Below are 14,718 nucleotides of genomic sequence, written 5' to 3' on the forward strand. Positions count from 1 at the left end.
TCAGGGAGATGCGGGGGTCAGCGGGCGGCATCGGGGTTGTCGTCCCCGCGGGGCGCGGTAGCCCACGTGGGGGCAGTCCCGATAGCACCGGCGCTGCCCACGGCGCCGGTGCTGCCCACAGCGCCGGCATCGTCCGAGCTCGAAGCGGCAGCGGCGACCGGGTCCTCGGGGTCGAAGTCGCCGGTGACGTGGCGGATGGTGTCGAAGTCGAAGTCCTGCTTCGAGCGGAACGACAGCAGGTAGCACACCAGGAACGACACGGCGTAGGCCACCAGCGAACCGGCCAGCACCTCGTAGTCGCGCAGGAACCCGAAGCCCAGCGGGATCATCACCACGGTGGCGAGGGCGCCCACGATCACGGCGACGTTCCTGCCGAAGAACCCGAAGGCCATGATGCCCAGCACCACGCCCACACCGATGATCGACAGGGCCTCGACGATCACGGCCCAGGCGCCGGTGATCGGGATCCACTGGAAGCGCACCGGCAGGAACACGGCCAGCGCCGCCAGCACGCCCAGGGTGAAGCCCAGGTTGGTGACCTTCTTCCAGTAGAAGGAGGCGATCACCGGGAACACCAGGCATCCCCACAGGGCACCCACGAACACCAGCAGGTTCAGGATGTTGAACTGCGCGGTGGCGAAGAACAGCGCCGCACCGGTGGCCACGATCATGGTGATCCGGCCGATCAGCAGCATCAGCTTCGGCTTCGCGTTGTCGCGGCCCACGGACTGGCCGTACACGTCGGCCATCACGATGGAGCTCAGGGCCGAGAGGTCGGAATCAGCGGTGGAGGACAGCGAGCCGATGATCATCAGGAATGCCAGGCCCACCAGGATCAGCGGCAGGTAGGTGCCGGCCATCTGGGGCAGCAGGTTGTTGACGTCGCCGTCCATCGGGGTGATGCCCAGGTACAGGGCCATCACGCCCACCATGCCGATGCCGATCACGGTGCCGCCGTAGCCGACCGTGGCGGTGATGAAGGTGGGCTTGATCAGGTCCTCACGCACGGCGAACAGGCGCTGGGCGATGGTCTGGTTGCCGATCGCGTAGGCCAGCACAGCGGCGATGTACGGGGCGCCCTGGTTCATGAACGCGTCGGAGGAGAAGAAGCTCTGCTGCTGGGCGGTGACGTTGCCGACGGCGACCCCGTCGGCGAACATCGAGGGCCCGCCGGCGGCGAAGAAGATCACCGGGATCACGATCACGGTGGCGCCGAGCATCGCCATGACCTGCGCGAAGTCGGTGAGCACGGAGGCGCGGAAACCGGACCACAGGGTGTACAGCAGCACACCGCCGGCCACGATCAGGATGCCGGCGCCGAAGCTCAGCGGGGACAGCATCGCGATGATGGCACCACCGGCGATGAAGTTGGAGGTCAGCGAGATGACCGAGCCCAGCACGTTGGAGCCGGCCAGCATCAGCTGCGAGGAGCGGCCGTGGCGGGCGTACATCACCTCGGCCAGGGTGTGGGCCTTGGGGGCGACCTTCCGGATGCGTCGACCGAAGGGGTAGATGAACAGGATCATCAGCGCACCCCACAGCCCGTAGTGGATGGGGCCGGAGACGCCGTAGGTGTAGCCGGCGGTCACCGAGGCGTACATCGAGGACGCCCAGATCCAGGTGGCGGTCATCGACGCGGCCGAGACGCCGAAGCCGATCCGGTTGCCGGCGGTCATGTAGCCGTCGGCGTTCTCCTTGCGTCGGCTGATCGCCACCGACATTCACATGGTGCCGCCGTAGAACAGCAGCAGCAGGAGCAGCACTCCGATGGTTCCTAGCTGGGCGATCTCCCCGTTGGGCGTCGACGGCACAGTGAATCCTCTCGTCGGCGTTCGTTCGGTCGTTCAAGCACGCAGGTCTTCTGCAGCCGACGGGCGCGCAGCGGTCCCCGGGCGCGGTGCGGCCTCGCGGTGTCCGTACATCGGGGTCCGCAGGTCCATCGCGCTCGAGCACAGGGGATCTCCACCACGTGCCGTTCGGCGTTCGTAGCCCGTCACCGGTGCCGTACGACGTCGACCCGAGCTGCGCATCGCGCTCGCTCCGAGGACGTGAACCACGACGGCGACGGCGGGACCAAGGTCTCTGGTGTGACCTTTTCCTGCACGTCAGAGCCGCGTTCGGGGCCTCGTCGATGGAGGCATACTCCGCGTGGCTTGGCCAGCGAGCAGGTCACTGATCGGTAACACCTGCTGGCAGGAGCCTGAAAGAAGACTGGTGGCAACATGTGGCAACCAGACAGGCTGGGGGGCAGGCCGCGGTGTATGCGGCGGGATCACACCCCTTCCCCCCCGCACCGACCCCTCCCTCGCCCCTCCCCGCCCGGAGCCGGTGGCGCCTCTCACGCCACACCTCCTGGCAGGTCGACGATCACACCTCCTGACAGTTCAAGGTTCCTCCCCAACAGCAGGTTCTCCACCGGCTTTTCCACATTTGTTTCCACATTCTGGGGACCACCCACGAGTTATCCCCATTTCATCGAACCTGCTTTCGATTGTCAGTGCCGGGTCGGAGAATGAACACATGGAACCCCAGCTCCCGCCCGATGAGGACACCGCACCCGGTACCGGCCGGCCTGCGGGGGATGCTCTGTCGCTGGTATTGGAGCGCACTGCTGATCTGCCTCGCTCCGGCGCGGTGAGGAATGTCGTCGCAGAGGTAATGGTCCGCACCCTTGCTGCATTCACGGCAACCATTTCCGTGATGGACCCCGTCCCCGACACTGCTCCCGGCTCCTCCCAGGAGGCTCTGGCCGTCGTCGCGGGGATCGAACAACTACGCGCAGGGATCGCCGCACTGGACGCCTCATGGCAGGTCACCACGGAGAACCGCATCCGCGAGTCCGATGCTGCTCACGATGTGCGCGAGCAGGATCAGGGGCGCGCCGCCGCGCACGAGGTGGCCCTGGCTCGCCGTATCTCCCCCAGCTCGTCCTCCATGTCGCTGGCCTCCGCCCGGAGGCTGGTCGCTCAGATGCCGGCCACGTACCTGCAGCTGGCCGAGGGCCGCCTCCCGGAGCGAAACGTCCAGGCGATCACGCGTGCCCTGGACAATGCGCGCCCTGAGACCTGCGCTCTTATCGACCAGTGGGTCGAGGAGGACCCCACCCGCATGGACGGGCTCGGCACCCGTCGCACGACGCAGCTGGTGCGGGAGATGGCTCAGGCGCTGGATCCGGGGGACTCCCGGGCCAGGGCTGAACGAGCCGCCCGGAAGCGGAACGTCACCATGGAACCTCTCGGGGACGGCATGGCGCGCATCTCCGCCACCCTTCGCGCGCTGGACGCCTCCGCTGTGATGAAGCACCTCCACGCGGGCGCGGAGGCTTCTCGCGCAGCGGGTGCTCGCGATTCGTTCGGCGCTCTGCAGGCAGATCACCTGGTCGCGAGCATCGTCGGTGGTCCGACGGAACTCGACCCGACACTTCCGGCACCCACAGCGAGCGCCCCCGGCGCCCGGCTCGATGTCGGTGTCGTGATCACCGACCGCGCCCTGCTGGGGTGCGCCGATGAGGCCGAGCACGCTCGGATCGAGGGCTATGGGCCTGTGCCGGCGCACATCATCACCGATGCCCTCCTCGGTCGCCCTCCCGGCATGATCACGCCGAAGGCGCCCGAACGGGGCTGCGGCGAGCACACCGATACGTCCGCGGCGGCAGTCTTCCGCCGCCTCTACTCGCACCCCGTCACCGGCGAGCTGGTGGCGATGGAATCACGTGCCCGCGCCTTCCCCGTCGGCCTGGCACGGATGATCCGCTGGCGGGACCAGACCTGCCGCACCCCCTGGTGCAACGCTCGAATCCGCCACCTCGACCACATCGCCCCCCACGCACGTGGCGGCGCCACCAGCTACGACAACGGTCAGGGGTTGTGCGCACGCTGCAACTACCTGAAGGAGCACGGACAGTGGTCGGTGCACCGGACCACCACGCCCTCGCCCGTCGCTTCCTCCCCCGTCGCCCCCTCCCCCGCGGACGACCCCACCGCGATCAGGTGGGCCAGCCCGCACGGAGCCCGCGGCATCTCACCGACCCCTCCATCAGAACCCCCTCCCCCGCCCCGGTCAGCACAGCTCGAACCACCACCGGGCCCGACACATGAACACGGAGCGACGAGCACCCCACCGACCCCGCCACGCCTGGAGTTCGACGACCCTCCGTTCTGATCTCACCACGCGCCCGGACACCGATCATGCCTGGACGAGGAACCGGGCTGGGGAGACAGGGCGGGGGCGGGGGCGGGGACCGCCGGACAGCCCGGTACGGACAGCAGCAGGCCGGCGTCGTACCAAATGACCTATCGGTATCAGCGGGACGGAGATGTCGAACCCCGTGCTCAGAGATGTCCTAGAGTCCGAAGCATGACCCGTATCGCCCTTGTCGTGACCGATCCCGAGTTCTACGCCGACGACCCCGATCCCGACACCCCTCTCATCCTCGACTTCCTCCTCAACCAGGACGTGCCGGCCGAGATGGTCGTCTGGCACGACCCGGAGGTGGACTGGTCCGCCTACGACCTCGCCGTGCTGCGCAGTCCCTGGGACTACCCACTGCGGCCGGCCGAGTTCGACCGCTGGCTGCAGCACGTCGCACCCCGCACCCGGGTCCTCAACGAACCGCACATGGTGCGCTGGAACATGGACAAGCACTACCTCGATGACCTCGCCTCCGCCGGCATCACCGTGGTGCCCACCAGCTACCACCGCTCCCCCGGCTCTGCGGCCGAAGCCCTCACCCGCGCCGCACAGGAGGGCGTGACTGGCGGGGCCGACGGCCCCGCCCACGTGGTCGTCAAGCCCACCGTCGGCTCCCGCTCCCGACTGGCCGGCCTGTTCCGGGCCGACGACCCGGGCGCTCAGCAGCTCGCCGAGGCGATCATCGCCGACGGTGCCGCAGCGATGATCCAGCCCGAGGTGCCGGAGCTGTCCGAGGGCCTGGAGAAGGCCGTGTACATGGTGGACGGCCAGTTCACCCACGCGATCGCCAAGGGCGCTCTGCTGGCCCGGGGCGGCGGCATGATCGGCGGCATCTACGGCGAGAACGCCCAGGTGGTCGAGGTGACCGAGGAGGAGAAGGCGTTCGTGCGGCAGGTGCTCGAGGCCGTCATGAAGGTCAACGGCACCGAGATGCCGCTGTACGCCCGCATCGACATCGTGGACACTGCCCGGTACGGGAAGGTGCTGCTGGAGGCCGAGCTGATCGAGCCCCTGCTGAACCTGCACCATGCCCCCGGCGTGGAGCATGTGTTCGCCGAGGCGATCCGCGCCCGCGCGTGAACGGCACCGGGAGTACTGCACGCCCACGCGCGAGCAGCTCCGTGGGCGGCTCCGCGAGCAGCTCCGGAGCAGCTCCGGGGCGCCGAGGGCCCGCCTCTCGGCCATGTCGAGCCCCGGCATCCGCTCTGGCAACCTCCGGCATCCGCCCCCGAACCCCCAGGGGATACGGGACACTCGCGATGGTGACGCAGGACACTCTGCCTGCTCGTCGATGGGGAGCTGAGCTGCTGCCCGGTCGGCGGGGCAGAGCACTTCCCAGAAGACACGCCACCGCCCACGAGCGAAAGGACCCTCGATGAGCGCCTCCGACGGAGCCAACTACGCCCCCGCGGCCATGCCCAAGCCGGTGGTGGGGCCCGGCGAGTTCGTGTTCGCCGCCATGCACCTGGACCACGGTCACATCGTCGGCATGACCGAGGGTCTGATCGGCGGCGGCGGCACCCTGAAGTGGGTGTACGACCCGCAACCGGAGCGTGCTGCCGCCTTCGCCGAGAAGTTCCCGCAGGTCACAGTGGCCACCAGCGAGGAGCAGGTGCTCGAGGACCCCGAGATCCACATGGTGGCCGCCGCCGCGGTGCCCGCCGACCGCGCGCCCCTGGGGATCCGGGTGATGGAGGCCGGCAAGGACTACTTCACCGACAAGACCCCGCTGACCACCCTCGAGCAGCTGGCCGCCGCGCGCGAGGCCACCGCCCGCACCGGTCAGAAGTACGCCGTGTACTACTCCGAGCGGATCCACGTGGAGGCCGCGGTGCTGGCCGGCCAGCTGATCGACCGCGGCGCCATCGGCCGCGTCATCCAGGTGATGGGCATGGGTCCGCACCGACTCGGCGATCCGGCATCCCGCCCCGACTGGTTCTACGAGCGCGCCCGCTACGGCGGGATCCTCACCGACATCGGCTCCCACAACTTCGAGCAGATGCTCACCTTCACCGGGTCCGACGACGCCGAGATCCTCTCCAGCTCCATCGGAAACTTCGGGCACCCCGACCATCCCGAGCTGGACGACTTCGGCGACGCCCACATCGCACTGAGCTCCGGGGCCTCCGGGTACGTGCGGGTGGACTGGTTCACGCCGGACGGTCTGCGCACCTGGGGCGACGGCCGCAGCTTCATCCTGGGCACCGAGGGCTACATCGAGCTGCGCAAGTACGTCGACATCACCACCGACCACGGCCCCAACCAGGTGTTCCTGGTCAACGGCGAGGGCGAGCACCGCATCGAGGCCGCCGGCCAGGTGGGGTACCCGTTCTTCGGGGAACTGATCCTAGACGTGCTGAACCGCACCGAGAACGCCATGACCCAGGAGCACGCCTTCAAGGCCGTCGAACTGGCTCTGAAGGCCCAGGAGCAGGCGCGGGTGCTGACCGCACCGCAGGGCTGATCGGGCCCCCGCCCCTCACACCTCGGCGCTGATCTGCTCCCGCACCTGGGCCCGCAGCACCTTGCCGATCAGCGAGCGGGGCAGGTCCTCCACCACCACGATGCGGCGCGGGACCTTGTAGGCCGAGAGGCGCTCCTTGGCCCAGCCGCGCACCTCGGTCTCGTCGATCTCACCGGATGCGATGACCGCCGCGACCACCTTCTCGTCGCCGCGCTCCTGACGCACGCCCACCACGGCGGCCTCCTCGATCGCGGGGTGGTCGCGCAGCACGCGCTCCACCTCGCTCGGGGAGACGTTGAAACCGCCGGTGATGATGATCTCCTTCTTGCGGTCCACGATGGTGGCGAAGCCGTCCTCGTCCAGGGTCACCAGGTCACCGGTGCGCAGCCAGCCGTCCTCGGTCATCGCCTCGGCGGTGGCCTCGGGCTTGTCCCAGTACCCCTGGAACACCTGCGGGCCCTTCACGATCAGCTCGCCGGCCTCGCCGGGGCCCACGTCGTTGCCGTCCTCGTCGACCACGCGGCGCAGGGTGGAGGGGAAGGGGATGCCGATGGTGCCGGTCTTGCGGGTCTCGGAGAAGGGGTTGCCCATCGCGATGGGCGCGCACTCGGTGAGGCCGTAGCCCTCCACCAGGCGGCCGCCGGAGACGGACTCCCACAGCTCCACCACGTCGTCCGGGAGGGTCATCGCCCCGGAGATGCACCACTTCACGCCCTTGAGCGAGATGCCCTTCTCCTTGGCGCCCTTGGCGGTGCGCTCGTACAGCGGCGGCACCGCGCAGTAGATCGACGGCGGGTTCTTCTTCATCGCCGCGAGGGCCATGTCCACGTCGGGCCGGGGGAACAGCACCTGGCGGACCTGCTTGTACACGCCGAAGGTCACGTACAGCACCATGCCGAAGGCGTGGAACATCGGCAGCATCGCGTAGCTGGTCTCCTCACCCGTGCGGGCGCCGTGCATCCACGCCACGCCCTGCAGGGCGTTGGCGTACATGTTGCGGTGGGAGAGCATCACGCCCTTGGGCACACCGGTGGTGCCGGAGGTGTACTGGATCGCGCCCAGGTCGTCGATCGTGGGACGCGGGTGCGAGGCGGGCAGCGCTGGGTGGGCCACCAGCTGCTTCCAGGTCATGTCGCCCTTGGCACCGCTGGTGAGCTGCTTGCGCTGGGCGGCGAGCTTCGGCACCGGCAGGTGCAGCGCCAGGCGCTTCACCATCGGGAAGGCGTCCAGCAGGTTCACCGCCACGACCTTGGGGGCCGACGGGATCGCGCGCAGCTTCGGCACCACGGTGTCCATCGCGATCGCGACCTTCGCACCGTGGTCGGAGAACACCTCTCCCAGCTCCCGCTCGGTGGACAGAGGGTTGTGCTCGCACACGATGCCGCCCAGGCGCAGCACCGCGTAGAACGCGATCAGGTGCTGGGGGCAGTTGGGCAGCAGGATCGCCACCCGGTCACCGGGGCGCACACCCATGCGACGCAGGCCCTCGGCGGCGGAGGCGATCCGCTCCCCCATCTCGGTGTACGTCATGGTGGCGCCGAAGAACTCGGTGGCCACCCTGTCCCCGGCCTCGGCGCAGGAGCGCTCGCACATGTCGCTCAGGGACTCGTCGGGGATGTCGATGCTGGCGGGCACCCCGGGCTCGTAGAAGCGCACCCAGTCGGGGGTCGCATCGGCGCCGGGGGCGTCGTTCGCGGAGGTGTTCGGGGAGTCGGGCGTGGTGGGGGTGGCGTCACTGGTCATGATGCCGTCGAGTGTAGTGACCGGTGCGGGGTCAGCGGGTCCCGTCCACCGGCTGCGCCGCCGCCCCTCCGGACGGCTCTGCGCGGTCGAGCAACCGCCGCCGCACCAGCAGGTGCCAGCCCCACAGGGCGCTGCCTGCCAGGACGAAGCACAGGGCGGTCGCGGCGAGGGTGACCAGGCTGGCGGTGACGATCGGGGCGATCACCCCGGCCAGCAGGGCGTTGGTGAGCAGCGTGAAGAAGGTGCCCAGCGAGGCGGCGGCGCCGCGCTCGTGGGGGAACAGGTCCAGGATCTCCAACTGGATCGGCGCGAAGAACAGCGAGGCCGTGAAGCTCATCAGCATCGGCCCCACCAGCACCGGCAGCAGTGAGGCGTCGAAGCTGCCGCTGGGCGTTGGGGCGATGATCACCAGCAGCAGGTTCACGGTGGTGGTGACGATGGTGGCGAGGTAGCCGATGGTGATCAGCCGGGAGCGGTCCACCGCGTCGGCCGTGCGGCCCACCACCCAGGAACCGCAGATCATCCCGATGATCAGGGGCGCGAACAGCACCCAGAAGTCCTGCTCGCCCAGCCCCAGCAGCCGCACCACGATGATCGGCGCGGAGGCCACGAACACGAAGTGCGCCGCGAACCCCAGGGCCGTCGCCGCCGCGATCCGCAGCATCACCGGCGAGCGCCCCACCCGCCACAGTGCCCCCACCACGGAGCCCAGGCGCAGCGGGGTGCGGTGCTCGCGCGGCAGGGACTCCGGCATCATCGCCGTCAGCACCAGCACCACCACGCCGTAGATGCCGACGCCGGCGAACACCCAGCGCCAGTCCCCCAGCAGCAGGAGCCACCCGCCCAGCACCGGCGCCAGCACCGGCGCGAGGGCGAAGATCATCATCACCCGGGCCATCAGGCGCTGCGCCTCCGGGCCGTCGAACAGGTCGCGGATCACCACGCGGGAGACGATCGTGGCCGCTCCCGCGCTCGCGCCCTGCAGGATCCGCAGGGCGATCAGCACGCCGAGGCCGCCGGCGAGGATCGCGCCGAACATGGCCAGCAGGTAGATCACCAGGCCGCCGATCATCACCTTCTTGCGGCCCAGGGCGTCCGAGAGTGGGCCGTGGAACACGCTGAGCACCGCGAAGGCACCCAGGTAGGCGCTGATCAGCTGCTGCAGCTGGGCGTCGGTGGCGCCGAACTCCTCGCCGATCCGGCTGAAGGCGGGGAACACCGTGTTGATGGTGAAGGGCCCCAGCATGGCCAGGGCCGCCAGGGTGAGGGTGATGCGGGCGCTGGCTCGGGCCCGCGGGGTGAGGTCGGGGCGGGAAGCAGGGTCGGTCGGGTCCGCAGGGTCGGCGCGTCGGGCTCCGCCGTCGGCCGACGCTGCCTGATCAGCTGCCACGCAGGTTCCGCCTGACGAAACGGCCAGCGGTGCGCACGGGCCCGGCTCCGGCGGCCAGCAGCATGCCCATCAGGGCCGTGGTGCCGCCCGCGCCGATCAGCAGCGGGTCCCGCATGCGACCGACGGCCGACGGCTGGGAGGCCAGCACGGTGCTGATCCCCACCAGCAGGGCGCTCATGGTCATGCCCACGATGAGCCGGTCGGCGGTGTTCTCCATGCGGGTGATGACCTTGTCGAGGTCCGCGGCGTCGATGTGCACGTCCACGCCGCGGGTCTCGTAGTCGTCCAGCAGCCGCAGGGCCCGCTGGGGCAGTTCGGAGCCCAGCCGCAGCGCGGTGCGGGACGCGCTGCCCATGCGCCGGGCCAGGGCGTCCGGGCTCAGCAGCTCACCGATCGCGATCGGCAGCACCTCCTCCAGCACCGTCGCCACCCGGAAGTCGGGGTCCAGGGCGATGGCGCTGGACTCGGTGAGCACCAGCATGCGCAGCAGGGAGGACACGTCGGCGGGCAGCTGCAGGCGATGCCGGCGCAGCAGCGCGGTGATCCGCTCCACCACCGCCGCCACCGAGATCTCCCCCAGCGGCTTCTCGGTGATCAGGTCCACCAGCTCGGAGACGTCGCGGGTGAGGCGGCGGCGGTCCACCCCGCGTCGCGGCGGGGCCAGCTGCAGCAGGGCGGAGGCGACCGCGTCCTCGTCCTGCCTGCCCAGGGCCACCGCCAGCCACAGCAGGTGCTCACGCACCTCCGGGGTCAGGGTGCCCACCATGCCGAAGTCGATCAGCCAGATGGTGCCGTCGGACTCCACGAACATGTTGCCGGGGTGGGGGTCGGCGTGGAAGAAGCCATCCACCAGCACCATCCGCAGCAGGGAGTCGGTGGCGTCGTGGGCGACCTTGCGGCGGTTGATGCGGGCCGCATCCAGGGCGGCGGCGTCGGTGATGCGCATGCCGGTGACGAACTGCTCGGTGAGCACCCCGGAGGTGGTCAGCTCGTCGTACACCCGCGGGATGTGCACGGTGCGGTCCTCGGCGAGGTTCCTGCGCAGGCGGCGGGCGTTGGCGGCCTCGGTGCGGTAGTCCAGCTCGCGGCGCATCATCTTGTCGAAGGAGGCCACCACCGATTCGATGTCGGCATCGCGGGCCAGCGACCACTCGCGGGAGGCCAGTGCGGCCAGCGACTTCATCAGGTCCAGGTCCGAGCGGATCATCTCGGCGGCGCCGGGCTTGCGCACCTTGACGATCACCGCGGTGCCGTCCCTCAAGCGCGCCTTGTGGGCCTGGCCGATGGAGGCCGATGCCAGCGGGGTCTCCTCGAACTCGTCGAACAGCTCGTGGGGGTCCGCGCCCAGCTCCCGGCGGATGGTCTCGGCGATCTGGGGATAAGTCACCGGGGAGGTGCTGGTCTGCAGCTTCTCCAGCTCCGCGGTGTACTCCAGCGGCAGCATGTCGCGGCGGGTGGAGAGCATCTGGCCGAGCTTGACGAACGTCGGCCCCAGGTCCTCCAGGGCGCGGCGCAGGCGGGTGGGGCCGGGCACGGGGCCGGAGTCGTCGCCGGAGAGGTGGCGGTACACCAGCCCGGTCATGTGCTCGCGCAGGCCGATCTGGTCGGCCAGGGCGGACATGCCGTTGCGCACCAGCACCTCGGCGATCCGGCGGTATCGGGCGGTGACGGAAGGCATGGTGGTCATGCTACTGGCGGGCCCTGGGGCCGAGGGGTTCCGGCCTCCGCCCGGGCGGTCGGCTCAGCGCCGGTGAGTCAGTGCACGGGCACGATGTACAGCAGGCACTCGTCGACCAGCCCCGCATCCAGCGCCTGGGCGGCCAGGTCCGCGCCGCCGATGATGATTGGCCCATCGGCCATAGCCTTCAGCTCGCGCACCGCCGCCGGATCGAAGCAAGGCTCGATCCGGGTGCGGACGGTCGGCACGGTGGTCAGCGTCCTCGAGCAGACGATCTTGTCCGCCGCCTGCCAGGCGGCCGCGAACCGGGCCATCGGTGCGGACTGCGCTGCGAGCGCGGGGTCGGTCTCCCACACCGCCATCGCCTCGTACAGCCGCCGCCCGTACAGGAAGGTGCTCGCGCCCTCCAGCAGCTCCGTGTGGGAGGCGAACACCTCCTCGTCCACGGGGAAGAAGTCGGGGGCACCGCTGGGGTCCTCGATGAATCCGTCCAAGCTCATGTTGTTCACGTAGACCAGTGCGGCCATGGCGCACCTCCTTCGAGGGTGTCCTGCCCATGCTCCGCTCCGGCCGGGCATCCCGCATCCACCCCCGGGGCGATTGCTCCCCGTGATCGACCCGCCGGAGCTGCTGGAGGAGTTCGCGGCGATCACCCGCCGGGCGGGGGGCAGTGACGGGGGCTGGGTGAGGGGCCTGACACCGGGGCTTTCCAGGGGGTCAGAGAGCGTCGTGGAGGTCGCGCATCAGCTGCGAGGGCGTGATGTGGCGAGCCTGCGCAGCATCGGCCAGCTTCGCCCGGCGCGCTGCATCGAGACGCAAGGTGAACGGTTTCGCCTGCGCACCGACGCTGATCGGCCTACCGGGCGCTGAGGGGCCGAGGTGCTTACCCGCATACCCCTGCTCGGTCTCGGCCGCCCAGCGTTCGATGTCTGCTTCAGTGAACGGGGTCCCGTTCACATCGGTGTACTCCGTGGTGTGCTCAGCCATCGGTCTACCTCCTCAGTCCTACCTCGGTGAGAACCTTCGCCGTCGCCTGCATCGCATAGAACACCAGCCAACCGTCGGGTTCGTCCTCGACCGCGACGTATTCCAGCAATCGCCCTCTCCCGTCGACTCCCACGCCGACCCACTGGATCGGATCGGTGTCCCGCGCTCGAGATCGGAGCGTGCTCTCGAACGCCGCAACCACCTCGGGTTCAGTGACGTCCGAATGCCGACGGAGGACCCTCGGATGGACACGTACCCGCACCGAACCCTCCAGCCCTTTACGTACGACACTCATCGTAGTACGAAACTCTGCGTCGTAGTACAGAACCTCGTCGGCGAGTTGATCCGTGATCGGCAGTCGTAGGCTTTGACGCCACCACGTTCGCACCAGGAGGCCCACGTTGAAGCAGTTCACCATGCCCCACACCGAGATCACCGCGCCGCAGGTGGTGCTGGGCCTGATGCGCATCGCCGAGAAGTCCGACGAGGAGATCCGCACCCTGGTGGGCGCGGCCCGCGACGCCGGCATCGACTTCATGGACCACGCCGACGTGTACGGCGGGCAGCTGCACGAGTGCGAGCGCCGCTTCGCCCAGGCCCTGAAGCTCTCCCCCTCCGAGCGCGACGAGCTCACCATCCAGACCAAGGCCGGGATCGTGCCGGACGGCCCCTACTTCGACTTCTCCTACGAGCACATCATCGAGTCGGTCGAGGGGTCACTGAAGGCCCTGGACACCGACCGGATCGACATCCTGCTGCTGCACCGCCCCGACGCCCTGGTGGAGCCGGAGGAGGTGGCCCGCGCCTTCGACGAGCTGCACGCCGCCGGCAAGGTGCTGCACTTCGGCGTCTCCAACCACACCCCGCGCCAGATCGACCTGCTGAAGAAGCACGTGAACCAGCCGATCGTCGCCAACCAGCTGCAGCTCTCGATCACCCACTCCACGATCGTGGCCCAGGGCGTGGCGATGAACATGCAGGCCGAGTCCCAGTCGGTGACGCTGGACGGTGGCGGCATCGTGGACTACTGCCGCCTGAACGACATCACGATCCAGGCCTGGTCGCCGTTCCAGGCCGGCTTCTTCGACGGAGTGTTCCTGGGTAATGACGACTACCCCGAGCTGAACGCCGTGATCGACCGCTTGGCCGCGCAGTACGACGTGGCACCGGAGGCCATCGCGACCGCCTGGATCACCCGCCACCCCGCGCAGATGCAGGTGGTTCTGGGCACCACCACTCCGCAGCGCGTCACCGACTCCGCCGCCGGGGCCGACGTCCCCCTCACCCGCGGCGAGTGGTACGAGCTGTTCCGTGCCGCCGGCTGGAAGGTGCCGTGAGCCGTCCCCCTGCCGACCCGCTGAGGGCGTCGGCCGCTCCCATCCACAGCCCCGCCGGCACCGAGGAGTCCCGATGAACGCGACGACCGCGCCGCTCCACCGCAGCCCTCAGGGACAGGCCATGGCCCCCGCATCCATGCCGATCCCACCGGAGGCCTTCGAGAGGACCGGCGGTACCGTCCTGACCTGGCTCGGCATGGCCGGCTTCCTCCTCAACTCCCGCGGCACCCTCCTCGCCGTCGATCCCCTGCTCGAGGGCTTCGACATGCCGCTGCTCATCGACTTCCCGATCCGGGCGGCCGATGTGCCCCGTCTGGACGCGGTCCTCGTCACGCACTCGGACAACGACCACTACAGCGTCCCCACCTGCACCGCCCTGGTGCCGGTCACGCGATGCTTCCACTCCACGCAGTACGTCGCCGGCCTGATGCGCAAGGAGGGCATGCCGGCCGATGGTCACGACATCGGCGACGTGCTCACCGTCGACGACCTGCGGATCACGGTGACCCCGGCGGATCATGCCTGGCAGAACGACTCCCCCGAGCCCGGGCAGCGCACGTTCCGGGACGAGGACTGCTCCGGGTTCTGGATCGAGACCCCGGACGGGACCATCTGGGCGCCCGGGGACTCGCGGCTGATCCGCGACCACCACTTGGAGATGCCTGCGCCGGATGCGCTGCTGTTCGACTTCTCCGACAGCGAATGGCATTTCGGCTTCGCGGGCGCGGTCGAGATGGCGAACGCCTACCCGGGGGCGGATCTGCTGCTGCACCACTGGGGTTCGGTGGACTCCCCGGATTTCACCCCGTTCAACGCCGACCCCGAGACGCCGAGGGATGTGGTGGTCGATCCTCAGCGCATCCGGGTGCTGGCCCCGGGGGAGCCGTTCCACCTCGGCAGCTGACCGGTGCCCCGCCCGGTGGAGCAC

The 14,718-nt window shown here is 69.5% G+C and carries 12 protein-coding genes; 5 read left to right on the forward strand and 7 right to left on the reverse strand.

The genetic code is table 11. From position 1 onward, the window contains the following. Positions 1 to 17: 17 nt before the first annotated feature. Positions 18 to 1,721 carry a sodium:solute symporter family protein gene (locus tag JOD52_RS15490; protein WP_239551929.1) on the reverse strand — a complete coding sequence of 568 codons (1,704 nt, stop codon included), beginning with the start codon at positions 1,719 to 1,721 and terminating at the stop codon, positions 18 to 20. A 979-nt stretch (positions 1,722 to 2,700) separates the two neighbouring features. On the opposite strand from JOD52_RS15490, the gene JOD52_RS15495 reads away from it, so the two are divergent. From JOD52_RS15495 to JOD52_RS15505, 3 genes are all read left to right on the forward strand, one after another. Then, positions 2,701 to 4,161 (forward strand): HNH endonuclease, encoded by a 1,461-nt coding sequence (locus JOD52_RS15495; protein ID WP_239551930.1) that lies wholly within the window; start codon positions 2,701 to 2,703, stop codon positions 4,159 to 4,161. 195 nt (positions 4,162 to 4,356) lie between these two features. Beyond that, a complete protein-coding gene (locus JOD52_RS15500; RefSeq protein WP_204410999.1) occupies positions 4,357 to 5,271 on the forward strand; it encodes an ATP-grasp domain-containing protein in 915 nt (304 codons plus the stop codon). Positions 5,272 to 5,566: 295 nt separating this feature from the next. Further along, positions 5,567 to 6,655, forward strand: a complete 1,089-nt coding sequence (locus JOD52_RS15505) for a Gfo/Idh/MocA family protein (protein WP_204411001.1) — start codon at positions 5,567 to 5,569, stop codon at positions 6,653 to 6,655. A gap of 15 nt (positions 6,656 to 6,670) precedes the next feature. On the opposite strand, the gene JOD52_RS15510 is transcribed toward JOD52_RS15505, so the two are convergent. The 6 genes from JOD52_RS15510 to JOD52_RS17320 all read right to left on the reverse strand — a co-directional run bounded on the left by JOD52_RS15510 (position 6,671) and on the right by JOD52_RS17320 (position 12,871). Beyond that, positions 6,671 to 8,398: an AMP-binding protein gene (locus JOD52_RS15510; protein ID WP_204411002.1), complete on the reverse strand. Its 1,728-nt coding sequence runs from the start codon at positions 8,396 to 8,398 to the stop codon at positions 6,671 to 6,673. 31 nt (positions 8,399 to 8,429) lie between these two features. Then, on the reverse strand, positions 8,430 to 9,788 hold the full coding sequence (locus JOD52_RS15515) for an MFS transporter (RefSeq protein ID WP_204411004.1): 1,359 nt from the start codon (positions 9,786 to 9,788) through the stop codon (positions 8,430 to 8,432). Beyond that, the gene (locus JOD52_RS15520; protein ID WP_204411006.1) at positions 9,778 to 11,466 is read right to left on the reverse strand and encodes an ABC1 kinase family protein; all 1,689 of its coding nucleotides are present in this window, start codon (positions 11,464 to 11,466) and stop codon (positions 9,778 to 9,780) included. The genes JOD52_RS15515 and JOD52_RS15520 overlap by 11 nt, the downstream gene beginning before the upstream one ends. A 77-nt stretch (positions 11,467 to 11,543) precedes the next feature. Further along, on the reverse strand, positions 11,544 to 11,993 hold the full coding sequence (locus JOD52_RS15525) for a dihydrofolate reductase family protein (protein ID WP_017823962.1): 450 nt from the start codon (positions 11,991 to 11,993) through the stop codon (positions 11,544 to 11,546). 190 nt (positions 11,994 to 12,183) lie between these two features. Beyond that, positions 12,184 to 12,453 (reverse strand): CopG family transcriptional regulator, encoded by a 270-nt coding sequence (locus tag JOD52_RS15530; RefSeq protein ID WP_204411008.1) that lies wholly within the window; start codon positions 12,451 to 12,453, stop codon positions 12,184 to 12,186. Positions 12,454 to 12,457: 4 nt separating this feature from the next. Beyond that, positions 12,458 to 12,871 carry a hypothetical protein gene (locus JOD52_RS17320; protein WP_239551931.1) on the reverse strand — a complete coding sequence of 138 codons (414 nt, stop codon included), beginning with the start codon at positions 12,869 to 12,871 and terminating at the stop codon, positions 12,458 to 12,460. Here JOD52_RS17320 and JOD52_RS15540 point away from each other — a divergent pair. Beyond that, positions 12,855 to 13,790: an aldo/keto reductase gene (locus JOD52_RS15540; protein ID WP_204411010.1), complete on the forward strand. Its 936-nt coding sequence runs from the start codon at positions 12,855 to 12,857 to the stop codon at positions 13,788 to 13,790. The genes JOD52_RS17320 and JOD52_RS15540 overlap by 17 nt on opposite strands. Before the next feature lie 73 nt (positions 13,791 to 13,863). After that, positions 13,864 to 14,694: an MBL fold metallo-hydrolase gene (locus tag JOD52_RS15545; protein ID WP_204411011.1), complete on the forward strand. Its 831-nt coding sequence runs from the start codon at positions 13,864 to 13,866 to the stop codon at positions 14,692 to 14,694. Positions 14,695 to 14,718: the final 24 nt, after the last annotated feature.

The organism is Brachybacterium muris, from assembly GCF_016907455.1.
Classification (GTDB): domain Bacteria; phylum Actinomycetota; class Actinomycetes; order Actinomycetales; family Dermabacteraceae; genus Brachybacterium; species Brachybacterium muris.